The 18,751-nt window shown below is 35.2% G+C and carries 16 protein-coding genes, 1 pseudogene and 1 other annotated feature; of the genes and pseudogenes, 11 read left to right on the plus strand and 6 right to left on the minus strand.

From position 1 onward, the window contains the following. From BMY18_RS21290 to BMY18_RS20125, 3 genes and pseudogenes are all read left to right on the plus strand, one after another. A pseudogene (locus tag BMY18_RS21290) lies at window positions 1-238 on the plus strand (hypothetical protein); the annotation flags it as partial. Between the two features lie 157 nt (window positions 239-395). After that, window positions 396-657 (plus strand) — a binding site (T-box leader). Window positions 658-775: 118 nt separating this feature from the next. Next, window positions 776-2,476: a carbon starvation CstA family protein gene (locus BMY18_RS20120; protein WP_092458266.1), complete on the plus strand. Its 1,701-nt coding sequence runs from the start codon at window positions 776-778 to the stop codon at window positions 2,474-2,476. Window positions 2,477-2,586: 110 nt separating this feature from the next. Beyond that, a complete protein-coding gene (locus BMY18_RS20125) occupies window positions 2,587-3,939 on the plus strand; it encodes an MFS transporter (RefSeq protein ID WP_092458221.1) in 1,353 nt (450 codons plus the stop codon). Window positions 3,940-4,024: 85 nt separating this feature from the next. Here BMY18_RS20125 and BMY18_RS20130 read toward each other — a convergent pair whose 3' ends face one another. The 3 genes from BMY18_RS20130 to BMY18_RS20140 form a co-directional block, all read right to left on the minus strand. Further along, complete coding sequence (locus BMY18_RS20130; RefSeq protein ID WP_092458225.1) at window positions 4,025-4,462, minus strand: MarR family winged helix-turn-helix transcriptional regulator; 438 nt, start codon at window positions 4,460-4,462, stop codon at window positions 4,025-4,027. A gap of 70 nt (window positions 4,463-4,532) precedes the next feature. Continuing rightward, a complete protein-coding gene (locus BMY18_RS20135) occupies window positions 4,533-6,422 on the minus strand; it encodes an ABC transporter ATP-binding protein (RefSeq protein ID WP_092458228.1) in 1,890 nt (629 codons plus the stop codon). Further along, complete coding sequence (locus BMY18_RS20140; RefSeq protein ID WP_092458231.1) at window positions 6,422-8,146, minus strand: ABC transporter ATP-binding protein; 1,725 nt, start codon at window positions 8,144-8,146, stop codon at window positions 6,422-6,424. Before BMY18_RS20140 ends, BMY18_RS20135 begins: the two co-directional genes overlap by 1 nt. 273 nt (window positions 8,147-8,419) lie before the next feature. On the opposite strand from BMY18_RS20140, the gene BMY18_RS20145 reads away from it, so the two are divergent. The 3 genes from BMY18_RS20145 (at window position 8,420) to ade (ending at window position 12,804) form a co-directional block, all read left to right on the plus strand. Then, window positions 8,420-9,661 (plus strand): [Fe-Fe] hydrogenase large subunit C-terminal domain-containing protein, encoded by a 1,242-nt coding sequence (locus BMY18_RS20145; protein WP_092458234.1) that lies wholly within the window; start codon window positions 8,420-8,422, stop codon window positions 9,659-9,661. Between the two features lie 171 nt (window positions 9,662-9,832). Continuing rightward, window positions 9,833-10,969, plus strand: a complete 1,137-nt coding sequence (locus tag BMY18_RS20150; protein WP_330386025.1) for a DUF4317 domain-containing protein — start codon at window positions 9,833-9,835, stop codon at window positions 10,967-10,969. 92 nt (window positions 10,970-11,061) lie between these two features. Beyond that, the gene (gene ade / locus BMY18_RS20155) at window positions 11,062-12,804 is read left to right on the plus strand and encodes an adenine deaminase (protein ID WP_092458239.1); all 1,743 of its coding nucleotides are present in this window, start codon (window positions 11,062-11,064) and stop codon (window positions 12,802-12,804) included. Window positions 12,805-12,865: 61 nt separating this feature from the next. Here ade and BMY18_RS20160 read toward each other — a convergent pair whose 3' ends face one another. Both BMY18_RS20160 and BMY18_RS20165 read right to left on the minus strand, forming a co-directional pair. Next, on the minus strand, window positions 12,866-13,438 hold the full coding sequence (locus BMY18_RS20160; protein WP_092458242.1) for a TlpA family protein disulfide reductase: 573 nt from the start codon (window positions 13,436-13,438) through the stop codon (window positions 12,866-12,868). An 11-nt stretch (window positions 13,439-13,449) separates the two neighbouring features. Next, window positions 13,450-14,121 (minus strand): cytochrome c biogenesis CcdA family protein, encoded by a 672-nt coding sequence (locus tag BMY18_RS20165; protein ID WP_092458245.1) that lies wholly within the window; start codon window positions 14,119-14,121, stop codon window positions 13,450-13,452. A 173-nt stretch (window positions 14,122-14,294) separates the two neighbouring features. On the opposite strand from BMY18_RS20165, the gene BMY18_RS20170 reads away from it, so the two are divergent. Then, window positions 14,295-14,819 (plus strand): methylated-DNA--[protein]-cysteine S-methyltransferase, encoded by a 525-nt coding sequence (locus tag BMY18_RS20170; protein WP_092458248.1) that lies wholly within the window; start codon window positions 14,295-14,297, stop codon window positions 14,817-14,819. Then, window positions 14,816-15,082, plus strand: coding sequence for an RDAC family protein (locus BMY18_RS20175; protein ID WP_092458251.1), 267 nt, complete (start codon window positions 14,816-14,818; stop codon window positions 15,080-15,082). Before BMY18_RS20170 ends, BMY18_RS20175 begins: the two co-directional genes overlap by 4 nt. A gap of 108 nt (window positions 15,083-15,190) precedes the next feature. On the opposite strand, the gene BMY18_RS20180 is transcribed toward BMY18_RS20175, so the two are convergent. Next, the gene (locus tag BMY18_RS20180) at window positions 15,191-15,811 is read right to left on the minus strand and encodes a 50S ribosomal protein L25 (RefSeq protein ID WP_092458254.1); all 621 of its coding nucleotides are present in this window, start codon (window positions 15,809-15,811) and stop codon (window positions 15,191-15,193) included. 288 nt (window positions 15,812-16,099) lie between these two features. On the opposite strand from BMY18_RS20180, the gene BMY18_RS20185 reads away from it, so the two are divergent. The 3 genes from BMY18_RS20185 (at window position 16,100) to BMY18_RS20195 (ending at window position 18,675) form a co-directional block, all read left to right on the plus strand. Continuing rightward, window positions 16,100-17,005 carry a phosphodiester glycosidase family protein gene (locus tag BMY18_RS20185; RefSeq protein WP_092458257.1) on the plus strand — a complete coding sequence of 302 codons (906 nt, stop codon included), beginning with the start codon at window positions 16,100-16,102 and terminating at the stop codon, window positions 17,003-17,005. Then, on the plus strand, window positions 16,986-17,417 hold the full coding sequence (locus BMY18_RS20190) for a hypothetical protein (protein ID WP_092458260.1): 432 nt from the start codon (window positions 16,986-16,988) through the stop codon (window positions 17,415-17,417). Before BMY18_RS20185 ends, BMY18_RS20190 begins: the two co-directional genes overlap by 20 nt. 142 nt (window positions 17,418-17,559) lie before the next feature. Beyond that, window positions 17,560-18,675, plus strand: a complete 1,116-nt coding sequence (locus tag BMY18_RS20195) for a hypothetical protein (protein ID WP_092458263.1) — start codon at window positions 17,560-17,562, stop codon at window positions 18,673-18,675. Window positions 18,676-18,751 lie beyond the last annotated feature (76 nt).

The following is an 18,751-nucleotide window of genomic DNA, read 5'->3' on the forward strand; positions in this document are numbered from 1 at the left end:
CAAAGTGCGCTACTATAAATTGAAAAAAAGACAAAAAAATATAGACTTTTCAAGGCCTATAGCAATTTTTAGTCTATGCAACTGTCAAAGACCCGCGATTTTCTTACATTGTTCTAATGATAACGGCACATATGGGTGTGTATCCATACCTGAAACTAGTATGGAATTGGTATTGCAGCATATTCATAGTGGATGTGTAATTGTAATTGATACTGCAGATGGTATATATAGTTATTAACTGATATATCAGTTATATATAGCTAATATATAACTGATATTTGATTTATATAACTGACATTTAACCGACATTTATTTGACATATTTGACTTGTTTTTAGGATAATATTCTTGACACGTACATATGTCAGTGCTAATATTACATATAACAGAATATTATAAAATGCATTGAACAGGAAATGATTACAGTTTCAGATCTTACAGAGAGTCGCAATAAGATGAAAAGCGATAGAGTTGTACTGATAATACTCACCTGGGAGCAATCCACTGAAAGGTAGCTTTACTTATACTTATTAGGTAGGATCGGTTTTCTACCGTTAATAGGAAGCACATTATTTTAGAAAGATGTGGTTGAGAGGTTGCTTTTTTAGCAACAATACAGAGTGGTAACGCGGAGAATTTATTAACCTTCGTCCCTGATGATACAGGGGCGGGGTTTTTTTATGCGCATTTTTAGAGGTGGCATAAAAAATGAGGAAGATAAACGCCTTTTCATACATAATTACGATATTCTGAAAAATAGAAAAAGAGGGACGGAAATGAATAGTTTAGTTATTATTGGAATTGCGATTGTAGTACTTGTATCGGCATATTTGTTTTATGGAAAATGGTTAGTTAAAACTTGGGGGATTGATGAAGACGCAGAAACCCCAGCTACGACACTTGAGGATGGAAATGATTATGTTCCTACGTCAAAGTTTGTTGTGTTTTGCCATCAGTTTTCGTCTATTGCGGGAGCAGGCCCTGTAACTGGACCAATTATTGCCGCGATGTTTGGATGGCTTCCTGCATTGTTATGGATTTTGATTGGTGGAGTATTCTTTGGTGCAGTGCATGATTTTGGTTCTTTGTATGCATCTGTTAAAAACGAAGGAAAGTCAATTGGACTTGTGATTGAGAAGTACATAGGTAAAAAAGGAAAAAGTTTATTCTTATTATTTGAGTGGATATTTTCATTATTAGTAATTGCAGCATTTGCAGATATTGTTGCTACTACATTTAATGGGTTTAAAGTAGTTGAAGGTGTGACACAAAAAGTAACACCAAATGCGGCAGCAGCTTCAATCTCTATGCTATTTATTGTGGTTGCCATATTATTTGGATTATTCACTAGATATTGTAAAACGAACGGGAAAATAAATTTCGTAATTGGATTGGTTTTGCTTTTTGGTATGTTGGCAGTTGGTATTGCATTCCCAATGTATTTCAGCAAAACGATTTGGTTATATGTAGTATTTGCTTATTTATTTCTTGCATCGGTTATGCCAATGTGGCTGCTTATGCAACCAAGAGATTATCTGAGCTCTTTTCTACTGATTAGTATGATTATTGGCGCTGGCTTTGGATTGGTGGTTCAACATCCTACAATGAATCTTCCCGCATTTACAGGCTTTGAAGTAAATGGAAAAATGTTATTTCCAACATTGTTTGTAACAATTGCATGTGGCTCTGTATCAGGTTTTCATAGTTTGGTATCCTCTGGAACTTCTTCAAAACAGGTGAAGAATCAAAGAGATATGTTGGCAATTAGTTTTGGAGCAATGTTGGTTGAATCTTTACTAGCCGTAATTGCTTTGGTTGTTGTTGCCTCTGTTGCAGTAAATGGGAAATTGCCAACAGGTACTCCATTTGTTATATTTTCAACCAATATTGCAGGATTTCTAACGAAATTTGGTATTCCTAATGATATTGCAATGTGCTTCATGACAATGTGTATTTCTGCTTTAGCGTTGACATCACTTGATTCAGTAGCGCGTATTGGACGTATGGCATTTCAAGAATTTTTCATAAAAGAAAATATGGAACAAGCATCTTTTGTGAGAAAATTATTAGTGAATAAATACGTTGCAACGGTAGCTACGTTAATTGCCGGCTATGAATTATCGCTTGGTGGATATAATAATATTTGGCCATTGTTTGGTTCTGCAAATCAGTTGTTAGCAGCGCTTGTACTAATTTCACTTGCAGTATTTTTAAAAACAACAGGCAGAAAAGGATTTATGCTTTGGGCACCAATGTGCATTATGTTAGCTGTAACATTTACGGCACTTATACAAGCTATAATCCAAATCTTGAATAAAATCTTTGTATCCAACACGTTTGTATTTAAAACAGATGGATTACAGTTAATTGTTGCTATTTTATTAATGGCACTTGGCGCAATGGTTGCATTTAACAGTTTTGGTAAGTTATTTGAAAAGAAAAAGAAATCACTGGTTGGATCTGATTCACCATTATAATAGGAACAAAAGGAAAATTATGCCTTGTAATTTTTAATTTTAATTAGTATTATATTAAGTATTGATATATAAATAATTCAATTGCCCAATAGGGCAGATAGGAGGAAAAAATGGTTCACATATCTTCACGTATTGACAGATTGCCTTCGACTCCTATGCTTAGGAAAATACTACTTTTAACTGGGATTGGCTGGATGTTTGATGCAATGGATCAGGGAATGGTAGCTGGTGTAATGGCTGATATTAAGATCAATTGGGGACTTTCTATAGGGCAGGTAGGTTTTCTTGGAAGTGTAGGTTTACTTGGCATGGCATTAGGTGCTGCACTATCTGGAATGGTTGCTGATAAGTGGGGCAGAAGGACTGTTATAATGCTCACCTTAATTATTTATGGGGTAGCAAGCATACTTTCTGGACTTGCAATTAATTATCCAATGCTTCTTATCTTAAGATTTATAACTGGATTTGGACTTGGCGGGGAACTGCCAGCTGCGGCTACATTAATTAGTGAATTCTCACCTACCAAGATACGTGGCCGAAATGTTATATTTTTAGAGAGCTTTTGGTCTTGGGGTTGGATTATCGCCACACTTGTTTCATTGTTACTCATCCCTGTTTATGGTTGGAGAGTTGCCTTTATTATAGGAGGTGTACCTGCGCTTTTTGCAGCAGTTGTAAGAAGAGCAATACCAGAATCTCCAAGATATCTTGAATCCGTTGGAAAGATGAAAGAGGCTGATGAGATAGTAAGTAAAATGGAGAAACAGGCAGGTATCACGAATTCGTTAGACGGAATTGAAACAAATGCGCAAACGACTACTCATAAAATGCATGTAAGTTTCTTGGATTTATGGTCAAAAAAGTATGTGCGTAGCACACTTGTATTGTGGATCGTTTGGTTTGGAATCAATTTTGGTTATTATGGATTTGTATTGTGGACTCCGACATTATTAGTGACGAAGGGATTTACGCTGGTTAAAAGCTTTGAATTTATCTTGATTATGTGTATCGCACAACTGCCAGGCTATTTTAGTGCAGCATATCTTGTAGAAAAGGTTGGACGAAAGAAAGTATTATCTGTTTATTTTGCGGGTACAGCGATTGCGGCATGGTTATTTGGTCATGCGGGAAGTACGCCAGAGGTATTAATATATGGATGCATGCTTTATTTCTTCAGTTTAGGAGCATGGGGATGTGTGTATGCCTATACACCTGAGGTATATCCTACCGCGGCTAGAGCGAGTGGATCAGGATGGGCAGCTGCATTTGGACGACTTGGCGCATTTGTTGCACCACTTGTAGTACCGATTATTTATAAAGTCTATGGTAGTGAGAGTGGGTACGGTTATGTATTCATTATGTTTGCATTGGTATTTGCAGTAGTAGCGCTAGTTGTAGGGATTTTTGGACAGGAAACTATGGGAAAGACACTCGAAGAAATTAGCGGGGAATCGGAAGTATAGATTGATCTAAAATGCAATTAAATGAAAGAATAGAAAGGGCTTAGAAATGTCTTCTTTAGAACATTTCTAAGCCTTTTTGAGAATCTTATTTTTTATAATCTTCTAGATTTTTGTAGATTTTTTCGAGTGTTATATAAAATGCTTGTATTTCAGCCTCGTCTATTCCGTTAGTCAAAGTAATATCCATATTTTCAAAAATTTTATGGACATTTCCTGCTTTTTGTCGTCCGATTTCGGTAAGATTAATTAAAAATGAGCGCCTGCAAGTTGGATTTGTTTGACGATTTAAAAACCCCATATGCTCCAATTTATCTAGATTTCTGGACATTGTCGTCACATCTAATCTACATGTATCAGCTAACTCTTTTTGGGTAACATGGTCCCGTTCTAAAAGAAAATTTAAAATTCTAGCTTGACCTTGTCCAGGTGTTAATCCAAGATTAGTCAGAGCTGGCCCTATGATTTGTTTTCTTGCATGTTCTACACGTATTAACATTTCTCTTACTTGATAGTTGATACTCATATGTTCCCCTATTCCAATGTCCTACTTTAGCAGGACATTATTTCTTATTTTAGCAGACGCAAACTTCTCCCTAATCTAATTCAAATTGACCTGTATATAATTGATAATAGCGTCCTTTTTGCAATAAAAGTTCGTCATGGTTTCCTCGTTCAATGATTTCTCCCTTTTCTAACACTAAAATTGCGTTTGAATTACGTACTGTTGAAAGTCTATGCGCAATTACAAAGACTGTACGGTCTGACATAAGCGCATCCATACCTTTTTCAATCAGTTTTTCCGTTCTTGTATCAATCGAGCTTGTCGCTTCATCTAATATTAATACAGGTGGCTGTGAAATCGCAGCGCGAGCAATTGCAATTAATTGACGCTGTCCTTGGGATAAATTATTTCCATCACTTTCTAGTATCGTTTCATATCCATCAGGGAGACGTCTAATAAATGAATCAGCATTTGCAACATGTGCAGCAGTTTTGACATCTTCATCAGTAGCACTTAATCGGCCATATCTTATATTATCAGCAATTGTACCAGTAAAAAGATGCGTATCCTGGATTACCATAGAAATAGAATGGCGCAAATCATCTTTCTTAATCTTCATAATGTCAATGCCATCATATGTTATAGTCCCTTGCGTGATTTCATAAAAGCGATTGATTAAATTGATAATTGTTGTTTTTCCAGCACCAGTAGAACCAACAAATGCAATTTTTTGACCAGGCTTTGCAAATAGGTTGATTTTATTAAGAATATTATGCTTTACATTATAGCCAAATACAACATTCTCAAAACGAACATCCCCTTTTAATCGCACTAATTTATATGTCGGCATATTTATATCTTTATTTACTATGGTGTTTTCATCAATTGGTACTTTCCAAGCAAAATCGCCAGTATAAATGTCGCTTTCTGTCAAAGTACTATCTTCATGGACGCTGACTTTACACAAAGTAACAGTTCCTTCATCTAATTCAGTTGTTTCTTCCATCATGTCAAATATTCGCTCTGCACTGACAAGCGCAACTAAAAGCGCATTAATCTGCTGTGTAAATTGATTCATGGGCATGGCACTTTGTCTTACAAAAACTAAATAAGAGACAAGCGTTCCAAGATTGATAAGTCCTGAAAGTGTAAATAACCCACCAATACATGCAGATACCGCATAATTAAAGTAAGATAATGCTACGATTGTAGGAATCGTCATTCCAGAGTAAGTGAAAGCTTTTGTGGAGGAAACCCTAAGTTTTTCATTTAATTGGCAAAATTTCTCAAAATCCTGTGGTTCATGATTAAATATTTTTTCCACTTTCTGTCCAACTACCAATTCCTCCGCATATCCATTAATATTCCCCAAATTTTCCTGTTGTTCTTTAAAATATTTTTTGCTTAATTTCCCATTATGTCTAATATAAATAAGCATCATAATTAAAAAGAAAATTACAATAATGGATAGCTGCCAATCTAGAACAATTAGCATAACAATCGTTCCAAAAGAAGTAATAAAGCTTTGAATTAATAAGGTAAAGCTATTGTTAAGCGCTTCTGATATAGTATCTACATCATTGGTGAAATGGCTCATGAGTTCTCCATGAGTATGAGTATCAAAATATTTCAATGGAAGCTTTTGTGTATGTTCAAATAAATCTAGACGAATTTCGCTTACAACCTGTTGTGAAACATGTACCATTATTTTATTATAAATCAAACATGATAGTGCACCACAAAAGTACATGATTGCCATAAAAATGATTACTTGAATCAAACCTGGAATATTTCCGGGTAAAATGTAATTATTAATTACCGGTTTTAAAAGATAAGTACCCAAGATACCAGCAAATGCGCTTATGGTCACTAGAATGGTAATAATTAATATTGACCATTTGTAATGACCTATATATTTTAGCAGTTTGCGAATGGTCTTTTTCGTATTTTTGGGCCTCGTATGATTAGATGATTTTATCATTATAGATTGCCTCCTTTTGTTTGAGAATAAAAAATGTCTTGATAAATCTCATTAGAGGACAATAAATTTTCATGATTATCATTCGCATTCATTTTACCATCATCTAATATAATAATTTGATCTGCATTCATAATAGATGAAATCCTTTGGGCAATTATAATTTTTGTCATACCGGGGAGCTCTTTGTCGAGTCCGTCACGGATTCTTGCTTCAGTAGCTGTATCTACTGCACTTGTTGAATCATCTAAAATCAATACTTTAGGAGCTTTAAGGACTGCCCTTGCGATACACAGACGTTGTTTTTGCCCACCAGATACATTTACACCGCCCTGCCCTAATTCCGTATCATAGCCATTTTCGAGACGGTCTATAAATTCATCAACGCATGCAATATGACATGCTTTTTCTATTTCTTCATCGGTGGCATCTTCTTTTCCCCAACGCAGATTTTCCTTCACAGTTCCTGAAAAAAGTGTATTATTCTGAAGCACCATTGCGATAGAATCTCGTAGCTGTTTTTGCGGATACTCATAGATGGGATGATCATCAATATATATATTTCCTGCTGTTACATCATAAAGTCTTGGAATTAGTTGTACCAGAGAACTTTTTGAGGATCCTGTCTGACCTATTATTCCAATTGTCTGACCTGCTTTTATATCAATAGAGATATCAGAAAGTACATATTCTTTTGCATCGGATTTATATTTAAAGAAAACATGATCAAAACGGATATTACCAGATTTTACTTCAATATCTTTTGCAAGGTTATCATTAATGGTAGGCTCTTCATCTAAAACTTCAGAAATTCTTTTCCAAGAGGTTAATGATCGAGTCATTAGCAAGAAAACACTTGAGAACATCATTAGAGAGTTTAGAACCTGAAGCACGTAGCTTAAAAAGCTTGTTAATGCACCAACTTTCATTCCACCTATCGTTACAAGATTTCCGCCAAACCAAAGTATACTGATAATGGTTGTGTACATTACAAATTGTAATGCAGGCATATTAAGTGCAGCAAGCGTGAATGCCTTTTCAGAAGAAGCTTGTAGATTCGCATTCACTTCTTCAAATTTTTTGGTTTCATAATCTCCTCGGACATAAGCCTTAACAACTCGGATTGCAGTAAGATTTTCCTGAATAATTCTATTTACAAGGTCAATAGCTCCCTGCATTTTAGAATATAGAGGACGTACATTCTTTATAATAAAGAATAAAAGGATAGCAAGAACAGGTGCCGCGATTAAAAAAACGATTGCTAATTTTGCATTCAGTATAAAAGATACAACGAAAGCGGTTATCATCATTACTGGAGAACGAAATCCAGGGCGTAATCCGTTTGATATAGAATTCTGAATCATAGTAACGTCACTGGTTAACCTAGTTACCAAAGAGGAACTGCTAAAGTGATCTGTATTGGCAAATGAAAATGTCTGTAATTTAGCAAATTCTGCTTTTCTTATCTCAGCTCCAATTCCTTGGCCACAAGCAGCAGTGAACCTTGCACAGGCTTGACCTAGTAGCAGTGAAATAAGTGCATAAGCAACCATCTGAAGACCTTTTAGTAAAATATAGTTTCTATCGTTATTAACCACACCTATATCAATAATATCTGCCATGACCAATGGTATTAAAAGCTCAAATATGGTTTCAGCTTCAATACATATGATAGCGAGGATACCATCTTTTTTATAAAGTTTTGCATAGGATAAAAATTGTTTCATATATCTACTCCTTTGTTGTATATGCAATTGTTGTGCATGCAACAATTATATACTTATGAATTTAGATGTCAATAGTAAATTAATAGTAACCGGGTAAAATAGTAAATTAATAGTAACAGGGTAAAACGAATTATTATAATATGGCAATTGATGAAATAGCGACGATTGGTATATAATAGAAATTAACTATGTATTTGAAATTTAATTATAAATATGCAATCTCATTTATAGATCAATTATTTAGAAAAAACATTTAAGAAGGGACTACCATTTATGCAAACATTTAATGAACTATATAACAAAACTTTAAAATCAGCCCTAGATAACACCCTAGATCAAATCATTAATTCGAATGAGTCATATGATACGCAGCATCTTGATTGTCTACTTAATCCAGAAAAACATCCAATTGTTCTTAATATGGGCAATTGCGATTGCTCAGTAGAGCACCAGAAAGAATGTATTAGCAGATGTCCTTTTGATGCAATGAGCATCAAAGAAGGTGGAGTTTCAATTGATCCTGATTTATGTATGGGATGTTCGGAATGTATTCGCGGCTGTGCCTCAGAAAAGCTTACTGCAAGTACAGATATTATTCCGGCATTGAAAGCAATTCGTTCTTCAAAGGGGTTAGTCTATGCTATCATAGCGCCTGCTTTCTTAGGGCAATTTTCAGATGAGGTTACACCAGGAAAAATCAGAACGGCCCTCAAGCAAATAGGTTTTGATGGAATGCTTGAAGTAGCTTTATTTGCTGATATTCTTACTTTGAAAGAAGCACTTGAATTTGATAAAAATATACAGGGTGAAAGTGACTATCAGTTGACAAGCTGTTGTTGTCCAATGTGGATAGCAATGATTAAAAAAGTATACAATCAGTTAATGCCTCATGTGCCTGGTTCTGTATCACCAATGATTGCATGTGCAAGAGTAGTAAAAATTCTACATCCCGATGCGCTCGTAGTATTTATTGGACCATGCCTTGCAAAAAAGGCGGAAGCGCGTGATAAGGATCTAGCAGGTGATGTGGATTATGTTCTTACATTTCAAGAAGTACAAAATATATTTGACGCGATGGGTATCATTCCTTTGGAAATGGAAGAAAGTGAAAAAGAGCATTCTTCAAAAGCAGGCAGAATCTATGCAAGAACCGGAGGCGTTAGTGAAGCGGTTGAAAGTACACTTAAAGCGATTAATCCAAACAGAAAAATAAATATACGTACGATGCAGGCAGATGGAGTGGTAGCGTGTAAAGCTATGATTAATGATCTAATGGCAGGAAAAACAGATGCGAATTTCTATGAGGGTATGGGGTGTAAGGGCGGATGTGTCGGAGGGCCAAAAGCAATAATAGGAGTGGAAGCTGGAACGAAGAAAGTAAACGCATATGGTGAAGAAGCAGAGTATAAAAATCCTATTGAAAATCCATATGTGATTGAATTATTAGATCGCCTTGGATTAACTACAATAGAAAGTTTGCTTGAGGATACTGATATTTTCACACGTTATTTTTAGTTGATTTTTTTAGTACGAATATGATAGAATCCTCTATATAGTTAAAGTAGAATTAATGATGAACGTATATTCTGTACGATTTTATATTCGCATAAAATATATAATGATATGGTTACACAAACTAGATATGCGCATGGCCTCGCAGAGCGAGACAAAAAAAGATGCGCAGGAATGAGAGAAACAATGATAAAAACAGAAATACTAGAAATAAAAAAGCAATTTTCACATGAAAATTGTACCATAACAAAAATATGCGGATGTTATGTGGATGGAGATAAAAATATAAAAACGAAGCTTTCAGAATCATTTTTGTGTTTGCCACAAGAAGAGACATTTAAATACTTTGAAATATTTAAGAAAACATTATCGGGAACGATAGGCAAGAATCTAATCAACATGGAGTTTCCGCTTGATACAGAATTTAATGGTGGCACACAGGAATTCTTATTAAAGCTTAGAGACAGTGAGTTAAAGAATGAAGCGCTTGTTGATGAATTTTATAACAAAATCATACAAATGTATGACTATATAGGAAACTACTTGATTTTAGTGGTTTATGCGGCTTACGATGTTTTGGCGAAAACCAATGATAATATTAGGAATAATGACGCATCAGATGAAGTATATAATTACATCGTTTGTGATATCTGTCCTGTGAATCTTTCTAAGCCAGGTCTAAGTTATAATTCTCAAGATAATTTGTTTCAGAACCGAATTCAGGACTGGGTTGTGGGATCGCCTTTTAATGGCTTTTTGTTTCCTGCATTTAATGATAGAAGTGCAGATATACATAGTATTTTATATTATTCAAAAGATTCAGAAGCATTGCATAATGATTTTGTAAATCAACTAATGGGCTGCGAGGTACCATTGTCAGCGGGTGGTCAAAAGCAAACGTTCCAAACACTGATTGAAGAAACACTTGGTGATGACTGTGAATATGAAGTTGTTAGAAATATCCATGAAAAGTTAAATGAAATAATTGAAGAACATAAAGATATCCCGGAACCACTTACCTTAAATAAAGCACAGGTAAAAAATCTTCTTGCAGAAAGTGGTGTGGATGAAGAAAAGCTAAAAGACTTTGACATGCATTATGAAGAAAGCGCTGGAGAAAACGTATCTTTAGTTGCAGCGAATCTAGTAAACACGAAGGTTTTCGAAGTGAAAACGGCAGATGTCATCATTAAGGTCAATCCTGAGTGTGCGAATCTGGTAGAAACAAGAATGGTGGACGGACGCAGATGTCTTGTGATAGAAATAAGTGACCATGTGGAAGTGAACGGAATAACCGTAAAATCAAATTAAAGTCATTTCAATAAAAATTAATAGACATCTAAATTAAAGTAAGGATATTTGATGCGATTTAAGAGATACAGGAAGCTTACAGGAGGGATTTTATGCAAAAAGAAGTTTTAAAGAGATTAATCGATGTCGCAGCGCAAAGAATACCTGCTGATTTAGTGATAAAAAACAGTAAAATTGTTGATGTATATAATTGCTCTATAATTGAAGGAAAAGATATTGCAATAGCAGAAGGATATATTGTAGGAATCGGTGATTACAAAGGAGCGCGAGAAATCGATGCACATGGCCAATATGCAGCTCCAGGCTTCATTGACGGCCATATTCATATAGAATCATCCTATGTAACCCCAGAAGAGATTGGAAGGCTCCTGGTGCCTCATGGCACCACTACAATCATAGCTGACCCACATGAAATTGTAAATGTATGTGGAATGGACGGAATGAATTATATGCTTGAAGCGGCGAAGGAAACAAAACTAGATATCAAATATATGCTCCCTTCTTGCGTTCCAGCTACGCCATTTGAAAACGCTGGCGCTGTGATTGACGCAGCAACAATGTGTGAACCAATTAAGAATAACCAGATCCTTGGGCTAGGAGAGTTTATGGATTATCCAGGAGTAATAGGGGCTAATGGTGAAGTGCTGAACAAATTATTAGTTGCTATAAATGAAGGAAAATTAATCGATGGACATAGTCCAAGCCTGTCAGGGAATGATTTAAATGCATATGCAGTAGCAAGAATTCATACAGATCATGAATGTTCAACAGTAGAAGAGTTACTAGACCGTCTCTCACGTGGACTGTATATCCTTTTACGAGAGGGCTCAGCATGCCATGATTTGCGCACACTCATTAAGGCGGTAACACCAGCGAATAGCCGTCGCTGTCTATTATGTTCAGACGACCGTCAGCCAAAGACAATTTTAGAATTAGGGCATTTAGACAATCACCTTCAGATATGTGTAGAAGAAGGGATCAATCCAATTATTGCAATTCAAATGGCAAGTTTGAATGCAGCAGAATGTTACGGACTAAACGACAGGGGTGCAATTGCACCAGGACTTCGTGCAGATATCGCATTACTTGATAATCTTAAAGATTTTAAAGCTAGCCAAGTATTTATTATGGGAGAAGAAGTCGCAAAAGACGGAAAGTATCTACCAGAAGTACACTTCGTTGATATTGCATCGGTACGTGGAAGATTTCATGTACTTGATTTTTCTATCGCGAAGTTAAGTTTGAAACCAAAATCAAACCATGTAAATGTGATTGACATTCTTCCCGGCGGTGTTGTGACAGCAAAAGGAGTAGCTGATATCACTTTAAATGATCAGGGAGAATTTAGATATCAACCAGATCAAGATATCGTAAAAATTGCAGTGATTGAACGTCATCATAATACGGGAAATGTTGCAGTTGCATTACTTAGAGGATACGGAATCAAATCAGGAGCTGTGGCATTATCCATTGCTCACGATTCTCATAATATCATAACAGTTGGAACGAATGATGAAGATATGGCATTTGCAGTTGAAAATTTGGTAAAGCAGGGTGGTGGCATTATCCTTGTAAAGAATCAGAAAGTGATAAATTTCATGCCAATGGTTGTTGGCGGTATCATAAGTGATCAGACAGGTGAATGGGTAAATGAAAAGCTGATTGCGATTCATCAGGACGCATTTGATAAACTTGGTATTCATAAAGAGGTGGAACCGGTTATGACGTTATGCTTTATGTCACTTCCAGTGATACCTGAAATTAAGATTACAGATATGGGACTTTTTGATGTAACGAAGTTTTGTTTTATACCGATTGAGGCCGAAAATTTATAAAAACCTGCGCTAGTCCCTCTGGATTATTCCATTTGACTTGTACGCAGGCTGAGTTATAGATTTATTTAGCTGGAATAATTGCATCAATCCCTGCTGTTAATGTTTTTGCATCAATTCCACCTTCGTAATTTTTGATAATATTTCCGTTAACATCAATTAAATAGGTAGCTGGTATTGACCTTATTTTATAAACATCTGAAGCCGATTGTTTATTGTCAAAATACACTGGGAAAGTATATCCTTGTGCGTCGACATATGCCTGACCAATCTTTTGGGTTTCTCTTTGACCATCGGTTAGATCTACCATAATAAAGACCACGTCATTTTTATAGGTCGCATAGGCTTTGTTAAAATGAGGCATTTCACTTTTACAGGGTGGACACCAAGATGCCCAAAAGTTTAAGACGACAGGTTTTCCAATAAAATCGGATAAGTGAATTTGATTTCCTTGAACATCAAAAATAGTGAAGTCAGGAGCTTTCTTTGCTGAGCTTTCTGAGGTAGAACCTGTTGTTGATTCAACAATATTGTTGGGTGTATAGTTGCCTAATAACGTATGATATGCGATATATGCAATAATTAAAAATGCTACAAATAGAATCAGACCAAGTATTGTTTTACGTTGTGTATTCATAATAATTCCTCCTAAAATGTGAGTATGGATAAAAAATATCCATACAATCCAGTTGCCATCAATAATCCAATTACTACAAGCAGTCCGCCAGATATGAAGTTAATCAGTCGATAATGCTTTTTAATAAAAAGAAAGGTGGATTTAAGTTGTTCAAGCAAAAGAGCACTTGCAATAAATGGAATTCCCAGTCCAGCTGAAAAGCACAATAGCATAAAGATTCCCTTTAAACTTTCACTACTAGAAGCGGCAAGCATTAGGGCAGAACCTAAAAAGGTTCCAATGCATGGCGTCCAACCAATAGAGAATATAACACCAAATAGCGCAGAAGAGAAAAATCCCGTATTTACAGTATTAAGTTTTAAATGGTGGTCTTTATTGATCAAGGGTATCCGAATAATTTCCATGAAATTGAGCCCAAATAAAATAATGATAATACCTGATACGATATTTACAGGAGAGCGGTATTCATTTAAAAAACCACCTACAGTTCCTGCAAAGGCACCAAGGGTTGTGAATACAATGGTAAAACCAGACACAAATCCTATGGAATTGATTAGTGCAGTCTTCTTTTTGTTTTCGCTTTTTTGTCCGGCAAAAAAAGAAATGTAGACAGGTAGCATCGGCAGTAGACAAGGGGAAATAAAGGTTATAATTCCTTCTAAAAATGCTATAATATAATCCATGGGGACCTCTTTTCTGAATTTGACCGTATATTTTAAGATATGCAGCTAAATTCTCATTCATTATATAGTGTATTAAACTTTAGCAGAATTATTTTGATTTTTCAGTGAGTAAGTCACATATAAACGCAGTAATAAAGAAATGTATATATTATTAATCGAAAAGGACTCACACAATGGAAAATACATATATATTTAGGACAATTCTAGGCAATATAAAAATAATTGAATCAAACAACTTCATAGTGAATATTCATTTCAAAAATGATATGAATACAAATACAAATGATATAAACACAAATACAAATGTAACAGATGTAACAGCGGTAACTGGTACATTTCCAAAAGAAACTCCACTGGTAATCCAAGCAGCAAAACAATTAGAAGAATACTTATCAGGTGCTAGAAAGCAATTTGACTTGCCACTTAACCCCGTTGGTACAGCGTTTCAAAAAAGCGTTTGGCATATGTTACAGGCGATTCCTTATGGAGAACACTGGAGTTACAAACAAGTAGCCATCGCTCTTGGTAAGCCGACAGCAGCAAGGGCTGTAGGAATGGCAAACAATAAAAACCCAATAGCAATTATCATTCCATGTCATCGCGTCATTGGATCAAATGGTGATTTGGTCGGTTATGCGGGTGGACTGGCGATAAAAGAGCAGCTTCTAAAACTAGAAAAAGGAGAATTAGAATTATGAATATAGTATCATTTAATCAAATTATTGAACTGAATCATCTGCTACAAAAAAAAGAATTACAGTGCAAAGTCCATATAAGAGATGCTTGTGGCGCTCAAAGCTTCTATATTGAACAGTTAGTTGATAACGATCGTATAGGAATAAACAATGATATAAATGAAGATATAAACAAAGATATATACAATACGATTGATGAGTATTTTCAAAGCAACAAAATGATTGTTGTCTATCGTAATGATAAACATAATTTTACAATACAATAATATACGAATTTTAATTTAAAATATAGCCAGCTTAAGTGGTAAATACCATTTAAACTGGCTATATTTTGTTGTTATATAACAATTTTATAAATTTTTATATAATGAAGTTTATTCAGCATCAGTAGCTGTTGCATCAGTTGCTTCAGCTCCTTCAGCTCCTTCAGCAGCTTCAGGTTCTTCTTCATATTGAATTTTTAATTCACTTATTACGGCGTAGATTGTATCAGGTTCTTCGATTTTTATATTTTTATCTAAATCGAAATTAGCGCATGTAATTGTATCTTTTATTTCCATTTCAGATACATCAATAAATATTGTATCTGGCATCAAGGCTATCTTTCCAAAAACAAGTATCTCAGATTTTGCGATATTTAGCTGTAATTGTTTAATCATCAAAACATCCTCACCATTAAATACGATAGGAATTTGTCTCTTGATTTCATGCTCTTTTGAAACAATCTGTATATCGATGTGTACAAGTGCGCCAGTAATTGGCTTTCTTTGGATTTCTTTAATAAATCCTACATTTTTCTTGTCATTAAAAACAACAGTAATATTTGCATTTGAACCATGCTTATTAATAATCGTTCTTAGCGCTTTTTCTTCAAATTTTACATTTGATCCTGCTGGAATATTATCACCATAAAGTACGCCTGGTACAAAACCAAGTTCTCTGAATCTTGCAGAAGTTTTCTGACGTTCAATTGCATTTAAAATAATTTCTTCCATTTTTTTTCTCCTCTTGAATAGCTGATTTATTGCAACTTTTAATTGTATTTGGTCTTATAAATAGATGGCAGCCGTTTATTTGGACGCCACTAGCTAGTTATACCTTTATTTCGTGGTAATGTCAAGGCATCTAAAATGATTTGGAGTACAAGTTTTTTGAAATATGTAAATAAAACTTCAATAAAATAACATAATTATTACATAAAGCAATCACATTTTAACACTATGATAGATAAAAAAAGTACTTGAAAGTAACTCTTGAAAATAAGAAAAGGAGTGTGATTATAGATGAAGGGATTTTTTTTGAAACCCTATAGGTGGGCGATTTTATTTTCGCTTCTATTGATCGGTTCAACGATATTTGTATTATTGGATACCTTTGTAATTCCGCAATCAATCCAAAAAGTTGTAACAGAATCTGGCACCGAGACACAAAACGGATCCCAATCGCAAGCAGATGCAATCGTAACAGCCACCTCATATCAGGATGATAATATTAAGATAACCATTGAAACTGTGCAAAAATATAATTCTACAATATATATTGCTGATATACAGGTTACAGATGCATCTTATCTAAAGACAGCGTTTGCAGGGGATACCTACGGACGAAATATCAAGGATACAACGTCGGATATAGCGTTAGCAAACAATGCTATTTTGGCTATCAATGGTGACTACTATGGATTTAGAGATAATGGGTATGTATTGCGCAATGGCGTTCTTTATAGGAGTACTGCTAGAAAGGCTGGAGATGATGACGCATTGGTAATTGATGCAGCTGGAAATTTTTCGATTATACATGAAAGTCAAGTGAGTGCGAAATCATTGGGTGATAGTATATCGCAAATATTATCATTTGGACCTTCTTTGATAGAAAATAGTAAAATTACGGTGAGTAGTAATAGTGAAGTTTCACAATCCATGACCAGTAACCCAAGAACCGCAATTGGGCAAATTTCACCGTTGCACTATGTCATAATTGTTTCTGATGGGCGAACAAGTAAAAGCGCGGGATTGTCTCTTCTTGAACTTGCGCAGGTGTTTGAAGAGAGAGGATGTATAACTGCATATAATCTAGATGGCGGAGGTTCTTCGACGATGTACTTTAATGGAAAAGTAATCAACAATCCTACCGACGGAAAAACGACAGGAGAAAGAGAGGTGAGCGATATTGTCTATTTTGGATATTAATCAGAAGCGTAAGAAATTGCAAATAATAAAAATAATGTCAATATATTTGTCAGTAGCGATTCTTTGTATCGTAATAAATAAGATTTATGCTGCATTTGGACACGGGGTAAGCTCAGATGCCATGACATGGATGTTTTTGTATCCTTTGATGGGCGGAATATTATTTTTCCCATTGAGTGGAATTATGGTTCCTAGAATCAGCCAGTTCTCAGCATATAGAACGTTTTCTAACATCTACAACTCAGGAGTTGCGACACTTACGGTGGGCAGTTTTCTGAGTGGTATTATGGATATTGCAGGAACGAGTTCCAGATATGTGATCATATATTATCAAATTGGTTGGTTTTTAATTGGATGCTCAATTATTTCGCAAACAATACACAAATATAGCAAAGGGCATGACATTGTATAATTGTTTTTCCTACTGTAGGAGATTAATGTAGCACTACATTAAATTTTCACAAAGCCTTCACCACACTAACACAAATTCAAATTACAATACACATAGTCAGATATCATAGAAAAAGGTATTTTAGAAAGGAGATTTATATAATATGTACATTTTTAAAAATGCACTTAGAAGTATTTCAAGATCAAAAGGAAGAAATATTTTGGTCGGTATTATTGTGTTAGTAATTGCAGTATCTACTTGTGTCGCATTATCAATTAGGGAGGCGGCAGCGAAAGCCAAGGAAAGTACTTTGGATTCTATTCAGATTACAGCTCAAATATCAGTAGACAGACAGTCGATGATGAAAAATTCGACAGCATCAGGAACAGCACCTGATAGGGAGTCCATGCAAGCAGCTTTTTCTGGAGCGTCAGGGCTTACGCTCGATCAGATGCAAGTGTATGCAAAAGCAGCATCTGTAAAAGCATTTAGTTATACGCTAACAACTTCTTTAAATGGAACGGATCTTATTAAATCGATTGATACAACGTCAACATCGACATCTACAACTACAAGCTCAAGCAGTACCACTACTGCTAAAGGTTCAACTAATACCCAGCAAGGTCAACCAGATGGTGGCTTTGGAAAAATGGGTACGCAAGGTGATTTTACTGTAATTGGTTATAGCTCAGATAGCGGAATGACTGCTTTTGTAAATGGGACTAGTACAATTACATCAGGAGCAATCTTTAGTGAAGGAACTTCTGAAAATGTTTGTGTAATTAGTGATGAGCTAGCATTATATAACTCACTTAGCGTAGGGGATGTGTTTACACTTGTAAATCCTAATAATACAGCAGAAACAGTTAAGCTTACAGTCGCAGGTATTTATAACAATAGTCAGACAACTGTAACTACAGGTAATACGATGGGTGGCTTCTCAGCAGCATCGGATCCAGCAAATGAAATTTATATGAGTTATACTGCCTTAAAAGCAATCACAACTTCTTCAATAGCAAGTGCTACAACAACTACAAGTACAAATGGAACGACTTCAACGACAGCTTTAAGAGAACAAGTTGCAGGAACATATTCATTTGCAGATGTTGATAGCTATAATAGTTTTGATGCACAGGCAAGAGCGTTGGGACTAGCCGATACTTATACGATTTCGTCAAGCGATCTTACAAGTTATCAGCAGAGCTTACAACCACTAGAAAATCTAAGCAAGTTTGCAACATATTTCTTAATCGTAGTATTAATAACTTCTCGGAGTTAGCATCTACTGGTGCAAATGTAAATTGACAATTGAATATTGGTGGTTTTGGAAAAAAAGAAGAGATTTTGTGTACCAG

Source organism: [Clostridium] fimetarium, from assembly GCF_900111235.1.
Lineage (GTDB): Bacteria > Bacillota > Clostridia > Lachnospirales > Lachnospiraceae > Clostridium_N > Clostridium_N fimetarium.

Bases quoted from the DNA above. Each gene is read 5' to 3' on its own strand.
- BMY18_RS20120 (WP_092458266.1), top strand. From the start codon at position 776: ATGAATAGTTTAGTTATTATTGGAATTGCGATTGTAGTACTTGTATCG.
- BMY18_RS20125 (WP_092458221.1), top strand. From the start codon at position 2,587: ATGGTTCACATATCTTCACGTATTGACAGATTGCCTTCGACTCCTATG.
- BMY18_RS20130 (WP_092458225.1), bottom strand. From the start codon at position 4,462: ATGAGTATCAACTATCAAGTAAGAGAAATGTTAATACGTGTAGAACAT.
- BMY18_RS20135 (WP_092458228.1), bottom strand. From the start codon at position 6,422: ATGATAAAATCATCTAATCATACGAGGCCCAAAAATACGAAAAAGACC.
- BMY18_RS20140 (WP_092458231.1), bottom strand. From the start codon at position 8,146: ATGAAACAATTTTTATCCTATGCAAAACTTTATAAAAAAGATGGTATC.
- BMY18_RS20145 (WP_092458234.1), top strand. From the start codon at position 8,420: ATGCAAACATTTAATGAACTATATAACAAAACTTTAAAATCAGCCCTA.
- BMY18_RS20150 (WP_330386025.1), top strand. From the start codon at position 9,833: ATGAGAGAAACAATGATAAAAACAGAAATACTAGAAATAAAAAAGCAA.
- ade (WP_092458239.1), top strand. From the start codon at position 11,062: ATGCAAAAAGAAGTTTTAAAGAGATTAATCGATGTCGCAGCGCAAAGA.
- BMY18_RS20160 (WP_092458242.1), bottom strand. From the start codon at position 13,438: ATGAATACACAACGTAAAACAATACTTGGTCTGATTCTATTTGTAGCA.
- BMY18_RS20165 (WP_092458245.1), bottom strand. From the start codon at position 14,121: ATGGATTATATTATAGCATTTTTAGAAGGAATTATAACCTTTATTTCC.
- BMY18_RS20170 (WP_092458248.1), top strand. From the start codon at position 14,295: ATGGAAAATACATATATATTTAGGACAATTCTAGGCAATATAAAAATA.
- BMY18_RS20175 (WP_092458251.1), top strand. From the start codon at position 14,816: ATGAATATAGTATCATTTAATCAAATTATTGAACTGAATCATCTGCTA.
- BMY18_RS20180 (WP_092458254.1), bottom strand. From the start codon at position 15,811: ATGGAAGAAATTATTTTAAATGCAATTGAACGTCAGAAAACTTCTGCA.
- BMY18_RS20185 (WP_092458257.1), top strand. From the start codon at position 16,100: ATGAAGGGATTTTTTTTGAAACCCTATAGGTGGGCGATTTTATTTTCG.
- BMY18_RS20195 (WP_092458263.1), top strand. From the start codon at position 17,560: ATGTACATTTTTAAAAATGCACTTAGAAGTATTTCAAGATCAAAAGGA.